Here is an 18,031-nt window from a genome sequence, read left to right on the forward strand (position 1 = left end):
GACCCTCGCGGGCTTTCCTCCGGGCGCTTCCTTCGTTCTTGCGTTTCCGACTCTATCAGATCTTTCCGATCCGATTTCCTCGGTGCTTTCCAGGTCCTCGCTCTCGCGTTTCCCTTTCCGGCGTTTCCGACTCTATCAGATCCTTTCGGGCCTGACTCCCAGTCAGCGGGTTTGCCTTCCGGGCCGTTTGGCCCTTGCGACGAGTGAGACCTTAGCGGATTCCTTGCCCCCGTCCTAATCGGCCGGAGTGTCACTCGGACACGGATTCCTCATTCGCAAATACGCATGAAAACGAGACGACACAGTGCGTCGTTCGTTCGAATGAGTGTTGCGGAATGGCTGTCCGGGGACCGACCGGAGTCGGCGCTCACGTCGGACAACTCGAAGAACCTTACGGATCGCGGAAGTCCGTGTCAACCCCGGGCTGACCCGCTAGCCTGGCTCCCATGACTACGCATGCGCTCACGCCCAGCCTTCGCTGGTGGGCCGCCTGACGGCGGCCCACCCCCACGCGCGCACGCATGCGCTCCACGGCCGCCGCCTCGGCGGCCGTTCTTGTTTCTGCCCCCCCCGGGCAGTCGGCCGCCGGCAGCGGTGGCGACGACACCACAGGGAGTAGAGACAGAGATGACGAGGATCTTCAGCGGGATCAAGCCGTCCGGGCACCTGACGCTGGGCAACTACCTGGGCGCCGTGCGGCAGTGGGTCGCCACCGAGCAGCGGCCGGACGAGGCGCTGTTCTGCGTTGTCGACCTGCACGCGCTGACCGTCGAGCACGATCCCGCGCGCGTACGGCGGCTGAGCCGGCAGGCGGCGACCCTGCTGCTGGCCACCGGGCTGGATCCGCGGGTCTGCACGCTCTTCGTGCAGAGCCACGTCGACGAGCACACCCGGCTGGCCTACGTGCTGGAGTGCACGGCCGCGGACGGCGAGCTGCGGCGCATGATCCAGTACAAGGAGAAGGCGGCGAAGGCCCAGGCGGCCGGGGAAGGGGTGCGGCTGTCGCTGCTCACCTATCCCGTGCTGATGGCGGCGGACATCCTCGCGTACGGGACCGAGGAGGTGCCGGTGGGCGAGGACCAGCGCCAGCACGTGGAGCTGACGCGGGACCTGGCGGTCCGGTTCAACCAGCGGTACGGATACACGTTCACCGTGCCGCGCGCGACGACGCCGGCGGTGGCCGCGCGGGTCATGGACCTCCAGCAGCCGACGTCGAAGATGGGGAAGTCCGAGGCCGTGGGGTCCGGAATCGTCTACCTGCTCGACGAGCCGGAGGTCATCACCAGGAAGGTGATGCGCGCGGTCACCGACAACGAGGGCGGGGTCGTGTACGAGAGGGAGGACCGGCCCGGGGCGGCGAACCTGCTGGACATCCTGGCCGCCTGCACGGGCGGGGACCCGGCAGTGCTGGCCGGCGGGTACAGCGGCTACGGGCAGCTGAAGCGGGACGTCGCCGAGGCCGTGGTGGAAACGCTGCGGCCGGTACGGCAGCGGCACGCGGAGCTGGCGGCCGATCCGGCGGCGGTGGACGCGGTGCTGCGGGCGGGGGCCGAGCGGGCGCGGGCGATCGCGCGGCCGGTCGTGGACCGGGCGTACGAGGCCATCGGGCTGCTCGCCCCCTGAAGGCTCGTCCCCTGAGGGTTCGTCGTCTCGGGGAGAGGGCGGGGCCCGGCGTGGCGATTCCGGGCCCCGTTCGCCTTCGCTCAGCTGTTGCCGGAGGCCAGCTCGCGGCTGCGGTCGCGGGCGGCTTCGAGGGCGGCGATCAGGGCCGCCCGTACGCCGTGGCGCTCCAGCTCGACGATGGCGTTGATCGTCGTACCGGCCGGGGAGGTGACGGCCTCGCGGAGCTTGACCGGGTGTTCGCCGCTGTCGCGGAGCATGACGGCGGCGCCGATGGCGGCCTGGACGATGAGGTCGTGGGCCTGGGCGCGGGGCAGGCCAAGGAGGATGCCGGCGTCGGTCATGGCTTCGACGAGGAAGTAGAAGTACGCGGGGCCCGAGCCGGAGAGGGCGGTGGCGGCGTCCTGCTGGGACTCGGGAACGCGCAGGGTCTTGCCGACGCCGCCGAAGATCTCCTCGGTGTGGCGGAGGTGCTCGGCGGTGGCGTGGCTGCCGGCGGAGATGACGGACATGGCCTCGTCGACGAGGGCGGGCGTGTTCGTCATGACGCGGACGACGGGGGTGCCGGGGGCGAGCCGTTCCTCGAAGAAGGACGTGGGGATACCGGCGGCGCCGCTGATGACCAGGCGGCCGGCGGGCACGTGCGGGGCGAGCTCGTCGAGCAGGGTGCCCATGTCCTGCGGCTTGACCGTGAGGATGAGGGTGTCCGCGCGCTTGGCGGCCTCGGCGTTGCTGACGGCCTCGACGCCGTAGCGGGTGCGGAGCTCCTCGGCGCGTTCCGGGCGGCGGGCGGTGACCAGCAGCTTCGAGGCGGGCCAGCCGCCGCGGATCATGCCGCTGAGGAGCGCCTCGCCGATCTTGCCGGTTCCGAGGACCGCGACTGTCTGGGTCATGCCCGATTCACCTCGCCTGGGATACGTGTACTCCCTCCTCATCCTTGCACCCGGGCGGGGAGCGGGGCGGGCGTGTCCGGAGTGCGGTCAGGTCCGGTCAGGGGGTGCGGCGGCGGAGGGTGGCCGCGCCGAGGGCGAGGACGAGCAGGGCGCAGGCGGCGACGACGACGGCGTCGCGGACGAACTCGGCGGTCATGTCGGTGTGGGTGAGGACCTGGGTCATGCCGTCGACGGCGTACGACATCGGCAGGACGTTCGAGAGGGCTTCGAGGGCGGGCTGCATGGTGTCGCGGGCGGCGAAGAGCCCGCAGAGCAGCAGCTGGGGGAAGATCACGGCCGGCATGAACTGGACGGCCTGGAACTCGCTGGCGGCGAAGGCGGAGACGAAGAGGCCCAGGGCGGTGCCGAGCAGGGCGTCGAGGAGGGCGACGAGCAGGAGCAGCCAGGGGGAGCCGACGACGTCGAGGCCCAGGAGCCAGAGGGCGGTGCCGGTGGCGAGGAGGGACTGGATGACGGCCATGGTGCCGAAGGCGAGGGCGTAGCCGGCGATGAGGTCGCCCTTGCCCAGCGGCATGGCGAGGAGGCGTTCGAGGGTGCCGGAGGTGCGTTCGCGCAGGGTGGCTATGGAGGTGATCAGGAACATCGTGATGAGGGGGAAGATCCCGAGGAGGGACGCGCCGATCTGGTCGAAGGTGCGCGGGCTGCCGTCGAAGACGTAGCGCAGGAGCGTCAGCATCAGGACGGGGACCAGCAGCATCAGGGCGATGGAGCGCGGGTCGTGGCGCAGCTGGCGCAGGACGCGGGCGGCGGTGGCGGTGGTGCGGGCGGCGTTCATCGGGGCTGCTCCTGGGCGGCGAGGGCGTTGGCCTCGTCGACGAGGTGGAGGAAGCCCTCTTCGACGGTGGCGGAGTGGGTGCGGGTGCGCAGGGCGTCGGGGGTGTCCTGGGCGAGGATGCGGCCCTCGCGCATGAGGAGCAGGTCGTGGCAGCGCTCGGCCTCGTCCATGACGTGGGAGGAGACGAGGATCGTGGCGCCGCGGGTGGCGGCGATGTCGTGGAAGAGGTTCCACAGGTCGCGGCGCAGGACGGGGTCGAGGCCGACGGTGGGTTCGTCGAGGACGAGGAGCTCGGGGGTGCCGAGCAGGGCGACGGCGAGGGAGACGCGGCTGCGCTGGCCGCCGGAGAGGTTGCCGGCGAGGACGGTGGTGTGGCTGGTGAGGTCGACGTCGGCGATGGCGCGGGTGACGGCCTGGTGGCGGCGGTCGGCGGCGGCGCGGCCAGGGTCGAGGACGGCGGCGAAGTAGTCGAGGTTCTGCCGCACGGTGAGGTCGTCGTACACGGACGGTGCCTGGGTGACGTAGCCGATGCGGGAGCGCAGGGCGGGGTGGCCGGCGGGGTGGCCGAGGACGTCGAGGGTGCCGGTGACGTGGGCCTGGGTGCCGACGACGGCGCGCATGAGGGTGGACTTGCCGCAGCCGGAGGGGCCGAGGAGGCCGGTGATGCGGCCGCGGGGGACGTCGAAGCCGATGCCGTGGAGGACGGTGCGGGGGGTGCGGCCGGTGCCGCGCCGGACGGTGAGGGCGTGGGCGTGGACGGCGGGTGGGGCGGCGGTCGAGGCAGCCTCCGGAGGGTTATTCATCATGTGATGAATAATGCTCCTGGCTGTGCCGGGGCGTCAACCGTCGGGAGGCCGGGACTACTTCTGCCCGGGTGCCGGGACTACTTCTTGCGCTTGGGGCGGCGGGCGGCCGGGTTCCCGGTACGGGCGCTGCGGCGGCGGGCGTACTCGGCGACGGCGCGCTCGTACTCGGTGCGGTGGAGCTTCTCGCCCGGGGCCTCGGAGAGGGTGCGCAGGAAGTACGCGATGAGGGAGCCGATGAAACCGATGGCCTTCAGGCCCTTGAGGGAGGCCTCGTCGGAGGAGGGAGCCGGGCGGCGGCTGTAGGACTCCCAGGTCTTGATGAAGGCGATGGCGCTGCAGACGGCGAAGAGGACGACGACCGAGATGCTGAGGAAGCTGCCGACCTTGCCGATCTCCATGCCTTCGTAGGCGAAGCGGAGCAGGTAGGCGGCGGAGAAGGCGCCGAGGAGGGAGCCGACGGCGAGGCCGGCGCGGCGCAGGTGGTAGCCGCCGTCGTGGTCGACCCAGGTGGTGCCGTAGAAGCGGAGCGGCTCGGGCTGCGGGCCGGCGGGCGGGTTCGCCGACGCGGCCGGGCGCGCGGACGGGGTCCGGGCCGGGTCCTGGGCCGGGTCCTGGGCCGCCTCGGCGGGGGTCTGGTCTCGCTGGTCGTCGCTCACGTCAGCGATTATCCCTCCCGCCGGGGCGGCGGCCGGGCTCAGGCGCAGCGGTTGGTGACGTAGCCGTCGGTGCCGGTCTGGACGTAGGCGTCGGAGATGAACTGGCCGTTGCCTATGCAGTCCCAGATGTCGGTCGTGCCGTAGGGGCCGGAAACGGTGGTGCCCTCGCACTGGCAGCGGATGGTCACGACGGCGCCGTACGGCAGCACCTTGATGATCGAGTAGCCGGTGCCGGGGCCGCTGCGCACGTTCACGCGGTAGCCGGGCGCGACCGGGAACGACGGGTAGCCGGACGCGACGGACAGGGCCTGCGCCTCGGACAGGCCCTCTGCCCCGCCGGCCGCCTGGCCGGTCTCGTTCTCCACGGACATACGAAATCTCCCCCCCTGGGCATTACGCTCCGCAACTCGCGCAGGGTAGCAGGACCTTGTGGCTCCGCAGGTGCGATCGTCTAGGCTCGCGCGGGGGTGGTACGCGATGCAGGCGCGGCGCGGGGAGTACGGCGAGTACGCGGGAGTCCCGGAGTACGCCGGGCAGTACCGGCTGGAGTCCGTGCTCGGCTCCGGCGGCATGGGCGTGGTCCACCTGGCCACCTCCGCGTCGGGGCTGAAACTCGCCGTGAAGATCGTGCACGCGGAGCACGCGGTCGACCCCGAGTTCCGGGCCCGGTTCCGCCAGGAGATCGCCGCGGCCCGGCTGGTGAGCGGGGCGTTCACGGCGCCGGTCGTGGACGCCGATCCCGATGCCGAGCGGCCGTGGATGGCGACGCTGTTCATCGACGGGCCGACGCTCGCCGAACGGGTGCGGGAGCGGGTGCTGGAACCGGCCGAGGTCGGGCGGCTGGGGGCCGGGCTCGCGGAGGCGCTGCGGGACATCCACCGGGCCGGCGTGGTGCACCGGGACCTCAAGCCGAGCAACGTGCTGATGGCGGCCGACGGTGCGAAGGTGATCGACTTCGGGATCTCGCGGCCGTACGACAGCGATCTGCGGACCGAGACGGGGAAGCTGATCGGGACGCCGCCGTTCATGGCGCCGGAGCAGTTCCAGCGGCCGCGCGAGGTGGGGCCGGCGGCGGACGTGTTCGCGCTGGGTGCGGTGCTGGTGCACGCGGCGACGGGGCGGGGGCCGTTCGATTCGGACAGCCCGTACCTGGTGGCGTACCAGGTGGTGCACCACGAGCCCGATCTGACGGGGCTGCCGCCGCAGCTGGCGGCGATCGTCACGCGCTGCCTGGCGAAGGACCCGACGCGGCGGCCGAGCGCCGACCAGCTGATCACGGCCATGCGGGCGGTGGCGTACCCGACGTCGGAGGAGACGCAGGCGTTCATACCGCAGCCGAGGCGGCCCGTGGGGGCCGGTGGTGCGGCGGAGGGGGAGGTCACGCACCGGCGGGAGCGGCCGGGTGTGGACGCGCAGGACGTTCCGCCGTCGCCGCCGTCGCCGCGGCGACGGCGTCGGTGGGCATGGGTGGCGGGCCCCGTCGCGGCCGTCCTCGCCGCCGGCGGGGTGGCGGTGGGGGCGGGGGCGCTGGCGTCGGAGGACGACGCGCCCCGGCGTTCCGGGGGCCGGACGGTCGGGCAGCCCGCGCCGCCGCTCCTGCCGTGGGCGGTACGGCTCGGCGCTGCGCAGCCCCAGGGCAACCAGGCGGCGGCGTGTTCCTGGCAGGACGCGGCGCTGTACTGCTCGGGGCCGTCCGTGGCCGCCGCCCGCCTGGACCCGGGGAACGGTGCGGTGAAGTGGTCGGTGCCGGCGCCGGCGGCGGGGTCGTCCCGTACGGCGGCGGGCGGCGCCCCGCAGTACGCCGGGGGGCTGGTCCTGGTGGTGGCGGCCAACAGCGGGCTGCTCCAGGCGCTGGACCCGGCGACGGGCGCGGAACGCTGGCAGCGGAAGCTGGCGCAGGGGGCCCGGGTCGTACCGGCCGCGCAGCGGGTGCTGGTGGTCGGCGGGGACGGCGGCGTCAGCGCGCTGGACGCGGCGACGGGCACGCAGGCGTGGACGAAGCGGATCGGCGGGGTGGGGTCGGTCTGGCGCAGCGAGCGCGACGGCTCGCTGTACGTCGCGACGCCGGCCGCCGACGGGTCCTCGACGCAGGTGGCGCAGGTGGACGCGGCGGGCGGGGGCACGGTGCGGGAGCTGACGCGGACCCCGGGGCAGGCGGAGCCGATCGGGGTGGCGCAGGGGGCGCTGTACCTGTTGGAGACCGACGTACGGTCGATGGCGGTGGCCGTGGTGCGCGTGGAGCTGGCGACGCGGGCGGTGCGGGTGACGCGGCTGTCGACGCCGCTGCTGCAGGCGGGGGCGAGCGTGGGGTCGAACGGGGTGGTCTACGCGTTCGGGACCAGCGGATCGCTGGTGGCGGTGGGGCCCGAGCGGGAGGAGTGGCGGCTGGAGACGGGGGTCGCGGTGGCGTCGCTACCGGTGGCGGGCAACGGTCGCGTCTACCTGACGGGGGCGGACGGGCGGCTGCTGGCGGTGGACACCGCGACGCGGCGGCTGGTGGGCGGGACGGAGGCGCGGATGGCGGCGGGGGCGCATACGTACGCCGCGACGCTGGCCGCGCCGGTGGTGGCCGCGGGGTACGTCTTCGCCACGGCGCCGGACGGCTCGGTCTTCGCGGCCCCTGAGGCCGACCCGGGCGGGTGGTGACGCCGGGTGCCCGCGCCTCAATCGCCGGCGAGGCTGGCTGACCGGGGGCTCCGCCCCCCACGCCCCCGCGCCTCAAACGCCGGCGGGGCTGGGAGAGGTGCCCGACGGCCCTGATGGTTGCCCGGTGAGCCGGGTTTCGGGGCTCCGCCCCGGACCCCGCGCCTCAAACGCCGGCGAGGCTGGAAAGGGGGCCCGGCGGCGCTGATGGTTGCCCAGCGGGGCAGGTTTCGGGGGCTCCGCCCCCGCACCCCGGCGCCTCAAACGCCGGCGAGGCTGGGAAAGGGGGCCTGGCGGCCGCAGAGCGGCAACTCCAGCCCGCGCGGCGTTTGAGCGCACGGGCGCGGAGCGCACGTATGGGGGTCCGGGGGCGGAGCCCCCGTTCTTTGAGCCCCGCCGGCGATTGAGGCGCACCGATCCAGCCCCGCCGGCGATTGAGGCGGACCTTATGGGAGGAGTGAGACGTCGCGGACTGCGCCCTTGTCGGCGCTTGTCGCCATCGCCGCGTACGCGCGCAGGGCCGCCGAGACCTGGCGGGTGCGGGTCTTCGGGGCGTACGCGCCGCCCAGCGCCTCGCGGCGGGCCGCCAGGGTCTCGTCCGGGACGAGGAGTTCGATCGAGCGGTTCGGGATGTCGATGCGGATCCGGTCGCCGTCCTCGACCAGGGCGATCGTGCCGCCCGACGCCGCCTCGGGCGAGGCGTGGCCGATGGACAGGCCCGACGTGCCGCCGGAGAAGCGGCCGTCCGTGACCAGGGCGCAGACCTTGCCCAGGCCTCGGCCCTTGAGGAAGGACGTCGGGTAGAGCATCTCCTGCATGCCGGGACCGCCGCGCGGGCCCTCGTAGCGGATGACGACCACGTCACCGGGCTGGACCTGCTTGGTGAGGATCTTCTCGACCGCCTCGTCCTGCGACTCGCAGACGACCGCCGGGCCCTCGAAGGTCCAGATCGACTCGTCGACACCGGCCGTCTTCACGACGCAGCCGTCCTCGGCGAGGTTGCCGCGCAGGACCGCGAGGCCGCCGTCCTTGCTGTACGCGTGCTCCACCGAGCGGATGCAGCCGCCCGCGGCGTCGAGGTCGAGGGACTCCCAGCGCTCGGACTGCGAGAAGGCGGTCGCCGAGCGCTTGCAGCCGGGGGCCGCGTGCCACAGTTCCATGGCCTCCGCCGAGGCCGTGCCGCTGCGGGCGTCCCACGTCGCCAGCCAGTCCTCCAGGTTCGCCGAGTGGACCGTGGTGACGTCCTTGTTCAGGAGGCCGCCGCGGTGCAGCTCGCCGAGGATCGCCGGGATGCCGCCGGCGCGGTGCACGTCCTCCATGTAGTACGTGCCGCCGGGGGCGACGTTCGGCGCGACCTTGGCCAGGCACGGGACCCGGCGCGAGACCTCGTCGATGTCCTTGAGGTCGTAGTCCAGGCCGGCTTCCTGGGCGGCGGCCAGCAGGTGGAGGATCGTGTTCGTGGAGCCGCCCATGGCGATGTCCAGGGCCATCGCGTTCTCGAAGGCCTGGCGGGTGGCGATGTTGCGGGGCAGGACGGACGCGTCGTCCTGCTCGTAGTAGCGCTTGGTGATCTCGACGACCGTGCGGCCCGCGTCCTCGTACAGGGCGCGGCGGGCGGTGTGGGTCGCGAGGACGGAACCGTTGCCGGGCAGGGCCAGGCCGATGGCCTCGGCGAGGCAGTTCATCGAGTTGGCGGTGAACATGCCCGAACACGAGCCGCAGGTGGGGCAGGCGTTCTCCTCGATGCGCAGGACGTCCTCGTCGGAGACGTTCTCGTTGGAGGCGTCGACCATGGCGTCGATCAGGTCGAGCTTGCGGACGGTGCCGTCGACGAGGGTGGCCTGGCCGGCCTCCATCGGGCCGCCGGAGACGAAGACGACCGGGATGTTCAGGCGCATCGCGGCCATCAGCATACCCGGGGTGATCTTGTCGCAGTTGGAGATGCAGATCAGGGCGTCGGCGCAGTGGGCCTCGACCATGTACTCGACCGAGTCCGCGATCAGGTCGCGGGAGGGCAGGGAGTACAGCATGCCCGCGTGGCCCATGGCGATGCCGTCGTCGACCGCGATGGTGTTGAACTCGCGCGGGACGGCGCCCGCCGCGCGGATGGCGTCGGAGACGATCCGGCCGACCGGGGCGAGGTGGGTGTGACCGGGCACGAACTCGGTGAAGGAGTTGGCGACCGCGATGATCGGCTTGCCGATGTCCTCGCTCGCTACGCCCGAGGCGCGCATCAGGGCGCGCGCGCCCGCCATGTTGCGGCCGTGGGTGACAGTGCGGGACCTCAGCTCGGGCATCGGGTCTACTCCCCATGAGTGCGGATAAGGCTCAGTACGAGGCTACGCCTGGTTATCGGGATGCGGACAGGTTGTCCGGATGACGGGACGGCGTGGTCATTCCGTGGGCGGAGGTCCGTGGGGGCGGGGGGCCCGCCCGCGGGGTTCCATTCGGGGGCGCGTCACGGCGCCGTCAGGTAGCGCTGGAGGGTCGGGGCCACCAGGGCGACGATCTCCTCCGGGTCCGCGGACGCCATGGGCTCGACCTGGACGACGTACCGCAGGATCGCGATGCCGATCATGTGCGAGGCGGCGAGCTCGGCGCGGAAGGTGGGGTCGGGGACCTTGAGCTCGGCCGCGACCCGCTCCAGGACCTTGCGCAGGATCAGGGTGCGCAGCACCTTCGCCGCGGCCTCGTGGGTGAGGGCGGAGCGGATGACGGCGAGCAGCGGGGCGCGGGTGACCGGGTTCTCCCAGATGCCCAGGAAGTAGCGGGCCAGGCGCTCGCCGATGCCGTCGGGGCCGGCGCCCAGGATGGCCGGGACGACCAGGGCGGGCTCCAGGCTGACCTCGATGGCGGCGGCGAAGAGGTCGTCCTTGGAACCGTAGTAGTGGTGGACCAGGGCCGGGTCCACGCCGGCGGCCTTGGCGACGCCGCGTACGGAGGTCTTGTCGTAGCCGCGCGCGGAGAACTCGGCGCGGGCGGCGAGCAGGATGCGCTCCTGCGTGCCGGGTCCCTCCTCGGCGGCGTCGCGCGGCGGGCGCCCGGGGCCGCGGCGGGGGCGGGGGCGCTTGGGGGCCTCGGGCGCGGTCACGGGCGCGGCACCTGCCGGGAGCGGCTGGCCAGGTGCAGCCGGGTGAAGGCGAGCGCCTCGGCAAGGTCGGCCTCGCGCTCGGCCGACGACATGGCGCGGCGGGTGTTGACCTCGATGACGACGTGGCCGTCGAAGCCGGTGCGGGCGAGCCGTTCCAGCAGCTCGGCGCAGGGCTGGGTGCCGCGGCCGGGGACGAGGTGCTCGTCCTTGTTGGAGCCGTTGCCGTCGGCGAGGTGGACGTGTGCGAGCCGCTCGCCCATCCGGTCGACCATGGCGGTGGCGTCGGTGCGGGCGGTGGCGGTGTGGGAGAGGTCGACCGTGAAGTGGCGGTAGTCGTCCTTGGTGACGTCCCATTCGGGCGCGTAGGCGAGCATCTCGCGGTCGCGGTAGCGCCAGGGGTACATGTTCTCGACGGCGAACCGTACGTCGGTCTCGTCGGCCATCCGCCAGATGCCGCGGACGAACTCGCGGCTGTACTGGCGCTGCCAGCGGAACGGCGGGTGCACGACCACCGTGGACGCGCCGAGCCGCTCGGCGGCGGCCTGCGCGCGCTGGAGCTTGGTCCACGGGTCGGTGGACCAGACGCGCTGGGTGATCAGCAGGCAGGGGGCGTGGATGGCGAGGATCGGCACCTGGTGGTGGTCCGACAGCCGCCGCAGGGCCTCGACGTCCTGGCTGACGGGGTCCGTCCAGACCATCACCTCGACACCGTCGTAGCCGAGGCGCGCGGCGATCTCGAAGGCCGTCGCCGTGGACTCCGGATAGACGGAGGCGGTGGAGAGGGCGACTTTCGCGTCGGGGATGCGCACCACTGGATCTGCCACGGCCTAAGGGTAAGGGCCAGGCCGTTTCCCGGTACGGCCCGGTCCGGTCAGCTCGGCAGGTGGTCCAGGCGGCGGAGGATGACGCCCTCGCGCAGCGCCCAGGGGCAGATCTCCAGGTCGTCGACGCCGAAGAGGTCCATCGCGCCCTCGGCCACGAGCGCGCCCGCCAGGAGCTGTCCCGAGCGGCCCTCCGAGACCCCGGGGAGGGCGGCCCGCTGGGCGGCGGTCATGGCCGCCAGCCGGGGGACCCACTCCTCCAGGGACTTGCGGGTCAGGTCGCGCTGGACGTACGGGCCCGCCGCCGAGCCCGCCGCGCCGGCGATCCGCGCCAGCTGCTTGAACGTCTTCGAGGTCGCCACCACGTGGTCCGGCGCCCCCAGCCGGCTGATCTCGCCGACCGCGCGCGCGATCTGGGCGCGCACGTGGCGCCGCAGCGCCCGTACGTCGGCCGCCTCCGGCGGGTCGCCCGGCAGCCAGCCCGCCGTCAGCCGGCCGGCGCCCAGCGGGAGGGAGACCGCGGCGTCCGGGTCCTCGTCGATGCCGTACGCGATCTCCAGCGAGCCCCCGCCGATGTCGAGGACCAGGAGCTTGCCCGCCGACCAGCCGAACCAGCGGCGTACGGCCAGGAACGTCAGCCGGGCCTCGTCCTCGCCGCTGAGCACCTGGAGGTCGACGCCGGTCTCGGCGCGGACCCGCGCCAGGACCTCGTCCGCGTTGGTGGCCTCCCGTACCGCCGACGTCGCGAACGGCAGGACGTCCTCGCAGCCCTTGTCCTCGGCGGCCTGTACGGCGTCGGAGATGACCGAGACGAGTCGCTGGACCCCCTGCTCGCTGACCGCGCCCTGCTCATTGAGCAGCTCCGCCAGGCGCAGTTCCACCTTGTGCGAGTGCGCGGGCTGCGGGCGCGCGCCGGGGTGCGCGTCGACCACCAGCAGATGGATCGTGTTCGAACCCACATCGAGGACACCGAGTCTCATAGGCGAAACGCTACTGGCACGAACGCGGAGGGGTGACCCGAGGGGCGCTTACGCTTGGTTTGTGCCACAGACCAAGAAGGCCAAGACGAACGACCCCGGCAAGTCCAAGGGCAAGGCCGCCGAGGGCAAGTCCGCCCAGGGCAAGGCCGCCGAGGGCAAGGCTGCCAAGTCCAGGGCCAAGTCCGTCGTGAAGGGCAAGGGCAAGGGCCGGGACAAGGACGAGAAGGGGCTGGACTTTCCCCGTGCCTGGGTGGAGTTCCCCGATCCCGCCGACGACGAGCAGATCTTCCGCTGCGACCTGACCTGGCTGACCTCCCGCTGGACCTGCATCTTCGGCAGCGGCTGCCAGGGCATCCAGGCGGGCCGCGCCTCCGACGGCTGCTGCACGCTCGGCGCGCACTTCTCCGACGAGGACGACGAGAAGCGCGTGGCCGGGCACGTGGCCCGGCTGACGCCGGAGCTGTGGCAGTTCCACGACGTCGGCAGCGAGACCGGGTGGACGCAGTTCGACGACGACGGGGAGAAGCAGACCCGCCGCTGGGACGGCGCCTGCATCTTCCTCAACCGGCCCGGCTTCCCGGCCGGGGCCGGCTGCTCCCTGCACATCCTGGCGCTCAGGAGCGGGCAGGAGCCGCTGGAGACCAAGCCGGACGTCTGCTGGCAGCTGCCGATCCGCCGGACGTACGACTGGATCGACCGGCCCGACGACACGCGCGTGCTCCAGGTGTCGATCGGCGAGTACGACCGGCGCGGCTGGGGTCCGGGCGGCCACGACCTGCACTGGTGGTGCACGTCGGCGACGTCGGCGCACGGCGCGGGCGACCCGGTGTACGTCTCGTACCGGGCGGAGCTGACCGAGCTGATGGGCAAGAAGGGGTACGACGCCCTGGTCGAGCTGTGCGAGGCCCGGCTGGCGTCGCTGCTGCCGATGGCGCCGCATCCGGCGGACCCGGCGCCCTGAGCCTCACGGCGTGTCCGGCCCGCCCGCCGGGGGCGGCTCGGACGGGGACGCCGGCGGGGAGGGCGCCGGGCTGTCCGACGGGGCCGGCGTGGGGGTCGGTGTCGGCGTGGGCGTGGGGGTCGGTGTCGGTTCCGGCGGGGTCGGCGTGGGCGTCGGGTCGGGCGGGGTCGGCGCGGGGCGGCCGCGGCCCCGGCCCTGGATGGCGACGACCGCGCCCGCCGGGTCCACCCCGACGTGGGCTTTCCAGGGGCCGGCCGGTGCGGTGGCGGCGTCGACCGTGATCGTGACGGTGACCGATTCTCCGGGGGCCAGGCGGCCCGAGGTCCGGCTGGCGCGCAGCCAGGGGGCGTCCGACCACAGGTGCCAGTCGACGGGCGCGCCACCGGAGGCCTTCAGGGTGAGGTAGGTGGCGCCGCCGTGCGGGACCGCGTCCACGGTGAGCCGGCCGGGCGCCGGGCCGGGCGGACCGGGGGGCGACGGCGGGGCGGTCAGGGCGCCAGTGCTGATCACCTCGACGGAGATGCCGGGGGTGCGGGCGTCGGCGGTGAAGGGCGGCTGGGTGCCGGTACGGGCGGTGTTGCCGGCGTTCTCGTACGCGGTGAACGGGCGGCCGTCGTCGGGGCGGTCCGAGGGGAGCTCGGAGTCGCTCGCGGAGATCCGGGCGCTGCCGGAGGCGGTCGGTTCGCCGGTGCCGGGGGCGCCCCGGTACGCCGCCCACAGCGCCAGGACGGGCGCGGCGACCACGGTGGCGACGACCGTCGTGGTGACGGCGCGGGCCCGGAGCCGGTCGCGGCGGGCCGCGCGGTCACGGGGGTCCATGGGGAAACCGGTGCGGTCGAAGCGCGGCCGGGCGCGCCGGGTACGGGGGCGGGACGGGCTCTGCATCGCGGCGTGTACGGCGGTGCGGGGGGCCGCGACCAGCGGCAGCGCGGTGGTGTCGAGGCCGCCGGAGCCGGGCCACGGCGCGCAGGCGCCGACGCGTTCGGCCAGGCGGCGGCAGCGCGGGCAGTCGTCGACGTGGCGGACCAGCTCGGCGCGCAGGGTGGTGGACAGCAGCAGCCGGCTGTCGCCGGCCAGCCGGGAGACGGCGGGGCAGCTGCCGGTCTCGACGACGGCGAGGGCGGTGCGGGTGCGCTCGACCTCGCAGGCGGCGCCGGCCAGCAGCTCGCGGGCGGTGGCGGGCGGGGTGCCGAGGACGGCGGCCAGTTCGGAGACGGCGAGGCGGTGGCGGACCGCGAGTTCGAGGGCCTCGCGCTGCTCGGGGGTGGTGCCGGCGGCCTCGGGCCAGGCGAGCCGGGCCAGCTCGGTGCGGCGGTACGCGGACACGTCCAGCAGGTCGCGGGCGTCACGGTCCTCGCGGGCGTCGCGGGCGTCGCGGGCGTCGCGGGCGTCGCGGGCGTCGCGGGCGTCGCGGGCGTCGCGGGCGTCGCGGCCGAGGCCGGGGTCGGTCGCGGGGGCGTCGGCCGTGTCGGAGCCGGGGGCGGTGGGGGGCGCACCGGCCGGTGCACGGCGTGCGCTCGCGCGCACCGGCGTACGCCGTTCGGCGTGTGCGCCCCTGCCGTGCCGCTGCGCGGCGAGCCTGTGCAGACAGGCCCAGCGGCAGAGCGCGTAGAGCCAGGCCCGGCGGTCGGCCTCGTCGGGACATCGCCCCGGATGGCGCTCGGCGACGGCCAGGACCTCGCCGAGCACGTCGGTGGCGGCGTCGTGGTCGCACAGCACCGACAAGCAGTACGTGAACAGGCCGTCCAGGTACGGCTCGTGCCGAAAGGGGGGCGGCTGCTCCCCTGCGGGGGGCGTGCGCCCGTGCGCCCGGTGTGCGCCGGTGCGCGACGTGGGGTGTAGCTGGTCGCTGCTGCTCACCCGGCGACGGTAGGCGGCGCGCCGGTGACAGCCCGGAAGCCTTACGCGGTTTTAATCCTTACGGGTGAACAGATCGCCCGAAAGGGGACAGCCGCCCTGACGCGGCGCCGGTCCGGCGGTCCCCGGCGCCGGTGCGGCGGTGTCGGACCCGGCGGCTACCGTGGGGCGCATGGCTGCCCGTACATCTCGCTCATCCGCCAAGGACCGGCCGTCCTACCGCTGCTCCGAGTGCGGCTGGACGACCGCCAAGTGGCTCGGGCGCTGCCCCGAGTGCCAGGCCTGGGGGACGGTGGAGGAGCAGGGCACGCCCGCCGTGCGGACCACGGCCGCCGGGCGGGTCTCCTCGGCCGCGGTGCCGATCGCCCAGGTGGACGGCCGGCAGGCCACGGCCCGTTCGACCGGGGTCGACGAGTTGGACCGGGTGCTGGGCGGCGGCCTGGTGCCGGGCGCGGTGGTCCTGCTGGCCGGCGAGCCGGGCGTGGGCAAGTCGACGCTGCTGCTGGACGTGGCGGCCAAGGCGGCGAGCGAGCAGCACCGGACCCTGTACGTGACGGGCGAGGAGTCCGCGAGCCAGGTGCGGCTGCGGGCGGACCGGATCAACGCGCTCAGCGACCACCTGTACCTGGCGGCGGAGACGGACCTGTCGGCGGTGCTGGGTCACCTGGACGCGGTCAAGCCGTCGCTGCTGATCATGGACTCCGTGCAGACGGTGGCCTCGCCGGAGATCGACGGCGCGCCGGGCGGCATGGCACAGGTCCGCGAGGTCGCGGGCGCGCTGATCCGGGCGTCGAAGGAACGGGGCATGTCGACGCTGCTGGTCGGCCACGTCACCAAGGACGGCGCGATCGCCGGCCCCCGGCTGCTGGAGCACCTGGTGGACGTGGTCCTGCACTTCGAGGGGGACCGGCACGCGCGGCTGCGGCTGGTGCGGGGCGTGAAGAACCGGTACGGCGCGACGGACGAGGTCGGCTGCTTCGAGCTGCACGACGAGGGCATCACGGGGCTGGCCGACCCGAGCGGGCTGTTCCTGACGCGGCGGGCGGAGCCGGTGCCGGGGACGTGCCTGACGGTGACGCTGGAGGGGCGCCGGCCGCTGGTCGCGGAGGTCCAGGCGCTGACCGTGGACTCGCAGATCCCCTCGCCGCGGCGGACGACGTCCGGGCTGGAGACGTCCCGGGTGTCGATGATGCTGGCCGTGCTGGAGCAGCGGGGGCGGATCAGCGCGCTGGGCAAGCGGGACATCTACAGCGCCACGGTGGGCGGGGTGAAGCTGTCGGAGCCGGCGGCCGACCTCGCGATCGCGCTGGCGCTGGCGTCGGCGGCGTCGGACACGCCGCTGCCGAAGAACCTGGTGGCGATCGGGGAGGTCGGGCTGGCGGGCGAGGTCCGGCGGGTGACCGGGGTCCAGCGGCGGCTGGCGGAGGCGCACCGGCTGGGGTTCACGCACGCGCTGGTGCCGGGGGATCCGGGCAAGGTCCCACCGGGCATGAAGGTGCTGGAGGTCGCGGACATGGGGGACGCGCTGCGGGTCCTGCCGCGGTCGCGGCGCCCCTCGAAGCCGAGCGCCGAGGGCTGACCCGGGCCGGCCCGCCGGGTCACACCGCCCCGGTCGGGCCCGGGCGGAGGCCGGGGCTGCCGTAAGGTCCGGCGGGGGTGTAGTGGGCGCCGGTAGACTTTGGGCTGGTCCGCCCGGCCGTGGCCGGGCGGCGCAACCCGCGACCGGAGGAGTGCAGTGGCAGCCAAGGACGGGGCAGCAGCACCCGGAAAGTCCGGCGCGAGCTCCAAGCACGAGGCGTTGATGCGCGCTTCGCTGACCGCCGTCGCGCCCGGTCAGCCCCTGCGCGACGGCCTGGAGCGGATCGTCCGCGGCAACACCGGCGGGCTCATCGTCCTCGGCATGGACAAGACCGTCGAGGCGATGTGCACCGGTGGATTCGTCCTGGATGTCGAGTTCACGGCGACCCGGCTGCGCGAGCTGTGCAAGCTCGACGGCGCGCTGATCCTCGACAAGGACCTCACCAAGATCCTGCGGGCCGGCGTCCAGCTGGTGCCCGACGCGTCGATCCCGACCGAGGAGACCGGCACCCGGCACCGGACCGCGGACCGCGTCTCCAAGCAGTGCGGGTTCCCGGTCGTGTCCGTGTCCCAGTCGATGCGGCTCATCGCGCTCTACGTCGACGGCGAGCGCCGCGTGCTGGAGGAGTCCGGCGCGATCCTGTCCCGCGCCAACCAGGCACTGGCGACCCTGGAGCGGTACAAGCTCCGCCTGGACGAGGTCGCCGGCACGCTGTCCGCGCTGGAGATCGAGGACCTGGTCACGGTGCGCGACGTCACCGCCGTCGCGCAGCGGCTGGAAATGGTCCGCCGGATCGCCACCGAGATCGCCGAGTACGTGGTGGAGCTCGGGACCGACGGCCGTCTGCTGTCCCTGCAGCTGGACGAGCTGACCGTCGGGATCGAGCAGGAGCGCGAGCTCGTCATCCGCGACTACGTGCCGGAGCCGACGGCGAAGCGTTCCCGCACCGTCGACGAGGCCCTCGCCGAGCTGGACTCGCTCACCCACGCGGAGCTGCTGGAGCTGCCGATCGTGGCCCGCGCGCTGGGGTACACGGGCTCGCCCGAGACCCTCGACTCGGCGGTCTCGCCGCGCGGCTACCGGCTGCTGGCGAAGGTGCCGCGGCTGCCCGGCGCGATCATCGAGCGGCTGGTCGAGCACTTCGGCGGCCTGCAGAAGCTGCTCGCCGCCAGCGTGGACGACCTCCAGACCGTGGACGGCGTCGGTGAGGCCCGGGCCCGCAGCGTACGCGAGGGCCTGTCCCGGCTGGCCGAGTCCTCGATCCTGGAGCGGTACGTCTAGTCCGTCTC

At 73.8% G+C, this 18,031-nt stretch carries 15 protein-coding genes; 5 read left to right on the forward strand and 10 right to left on the reverse strand.

The window, feature by feature from the left end:
• Positions 1–627 precede the first annotated feature (627 nt).
• Complete coding sequence (trpS, locus tag ACZ6KO_RS27840; protein ID WP_469306779.1) at positions 628–1,623, forward strand: tryptophan--tRNA ligase; 996 nt, start codon at positions 628–630, stop codon at positions 1,621–1,623.
• Positions 1,624–1,703: 80 nt separating this feature from the next.
• Here trpS and proC read toward each other — a convergent pair whose 3' ends face one another.
• The 5 genes from proC to ACZ6KO_RS27865 all read right to left on the reverse strand — a co-directional run bounded on the left by proC (position 1,704) and on the right by ACZ6KO_RS27865 (position 5,181).
• Entirely contained in the window at positions 1,704–2,513 is an 810-nt protein-coding gene (proC, locus tag ACZ6KO_RS27845) for a pyrroline-5-carboxylate reductase (protein WP_469306780.1), read from the reverse strand.
• Positions 2,514–2,610: 97 nt separating this feature from the next.
• A complete protein-coding gene (locus ACZ6KO_RS27850; protein ID WP_469306781.1) occupies positions 2,611–3,348 on the reverse strand; it encodes an ABC transporter permease in 738 nt (245 codons plus the stop codon).
• Positions 3,345–4,154 carry an ABC transporter ATP-binding protein gene (locus tag ACZ6KO_RS27855; protein WP_469306782.1) on the reverse strand — a complete coding sequence of 270 codons (810 nt, stop codon included), beginning with the start codon at positions 4,152–4,154 and terminating at the stop codon, positions 3,345–3,347. The genes ACZ6KO_RS27850 and ACZ6KO_RS27855 overlap by 4 nt, the downstream gene beginning before the upstream one ends.
• Positions 4,155–4,231: 77 nt before the next feature.
• Positions 4,232–4,810 (reverse strand): hypothetical protein, encoded by a 579-nt coding sequence (locus ACZ6KO_RS27860; protein WP_469306783.1) that lies wholly within the window; start codon positions 4,808–4,810, stop codon positions 4,232–4,234.
• 38 nt (positions 4,811–4,848) lie between these two features.
• Positions 4,849–5,181: an SH3 domain-containing protein gene (locus tag ACZ6KO_RS27865; protein ID WP_469306784.1), complete on the reverse strand. Its 333-nt coding sequence runs from the start codon at positions 5,179–5,181 to the stop codon at positions 4,849–4,851.
• 106 nt (positions 5,182–5,287) lie between these two features.
• Here ACZ6KO_RS27865 and ACZ6KO_RS27870 point away from each other — a divergent pair, with 106 nt between their 5' ends.
• Complete coding sequence (locus tag ACZ6KO_RS27870) at positions 5,288–7,456, forward strand: protein kinase domain-containing protein (RefSeq protein ID WP_469306785.1); 2,169 nt, start codon at positions 5,288–5,290, stop codon at positions 7,454–7,456.
• Positions 7,457–7,899: 443 nt separating this feature from the next.
• On the opposite strand, the gene ilvD is transcribed toward ACZ6KO_RS27870, so the two are convergent.
• The 4 genes from ilvD to ACZ6KO_RS27890 form a co-directional block, all read right to left on the reverse strand.
• The gene (ilvD, locus tag ACZ6KO_RS27875) at positions 7,900–9,750 is read right to left on the reverse strand and encodes a dihydroxy-acid dehydratase (RefSeq protein ID WP_469306786.1); all 1,851 of its coding nucleotides are present in this window, start codon (positions 9,748–9,750) and stop codon (positions 7,900–7,902) included.
• Positions 9,751–9,911: 161 nt separating this feature from the next.
• Positions 9,912–10,544 carry a TetR/AcrR family transcriptional regulator gene (locus ACZ6KO_RS27880; RefSeq protein ID WP_469306787.1) on the reverse strand — a complete coding sequence of 211 codons (633 nt, stop codon included), beginning with the start codon at positions 10,542–10,544 and terminating at the stop codon, positions 9,912–9,914.
• On the reverse strand, positions 10,541–11,368 hold the full coding sequence (locus ACZ6KO_RS27885) for a sugar phosphate isomerase/epimerase family protein (protein ID WP_469306788.1): 828 nt from the start codon (positions 11,366–11,368) through the stop codon (positions 10,541–10,543). The genes ACZ6KO_RS27880 and ACZ6KO_RS27885 overlap by 4 nt, the downstream gene beginning before the upstream one ends.
• 47 nt (positions 11,369–11,415) lie before the next feature.
• Positions 11,416–12,345 carry a Ppx/GppA family phosphatase gene (locus tag ACZ6KO_RS27890; RefSeq protein WP_469306789.1) on the reverse strand — a complete coding sequence of 310 codons (930 nt, stop codon included), beginning with the start codon at positions 12,343–12,345 and terminating at the stop codon, positions 11,416–11,418.
• A 187-nt stretch (positions 12,346–12,532) separates the two neighbouring features.
• Between ACZ6KO_RS27890 and ACZ6KO_RS27895 the strand changes: the two genes are divergently transcribed.
• On the forward strand, positions 12,533–13,306 hold the full coding sequence (locus ACZ6KO_RS27895) for a DUF3109 family protein (protein ID WP_469306925.1): 774 nt from the start codon (positions 12,533–12,535) through the stop codon (positions 13,304–13,306).
• A gap of 3 nt (positions 13,307–13,309) precedes the next feature.
• Here the strand turns inward: ACZ6KO_RS27895 and ACZ6KO_RS27900 are convergent, their stop codons facing one another.
• A complete protein-coding gene (locus tag ACZ6KO_RS27900) occupies positions 13,310–15,166 on the reverse strand; it encodes a BACON domain-containing protein (protein WP_469306790.1) in 1,857 nt (618 codons plus the stop codon).
• A 169-nt stretch (positions 15,167–15,335) separates the two neighbouring features.
• Here ACZ6KO_RS27900 and radA point away from each other — a divergent pair, with 169 nt between their 5' ends.
• Positions 15,336–16,742, forward strand: coding sequence for a DNA repair protein RadA (gene radA / locus ACZ6KO_RS27905; RefSeq protein ID WP_469306791.1), 1,407 nt, complete (start codon positions 15,336–15,338; stop codon positions 16,740–16,742).
• Between the two features lie 156 nt (positions 16,743–16,898).
• On the forward strand, positions 16,899–18,023 hold the full coding sequence (disA, locus tag ACZ6KO_RS27910; protein ID WP_401445753.1) for a DNA integrity scanning diadenylate cyclase DisA: 1,125 nt from the start codon (positions 16,899–16,901) through the stop codon (positions 18,021–18,023).
• Positions 18,024–18,031: the final 8 nt, after the last annotated feature.

This window comes from Streptomyces sp. NPDC042102, assembly GCF_055582305.1.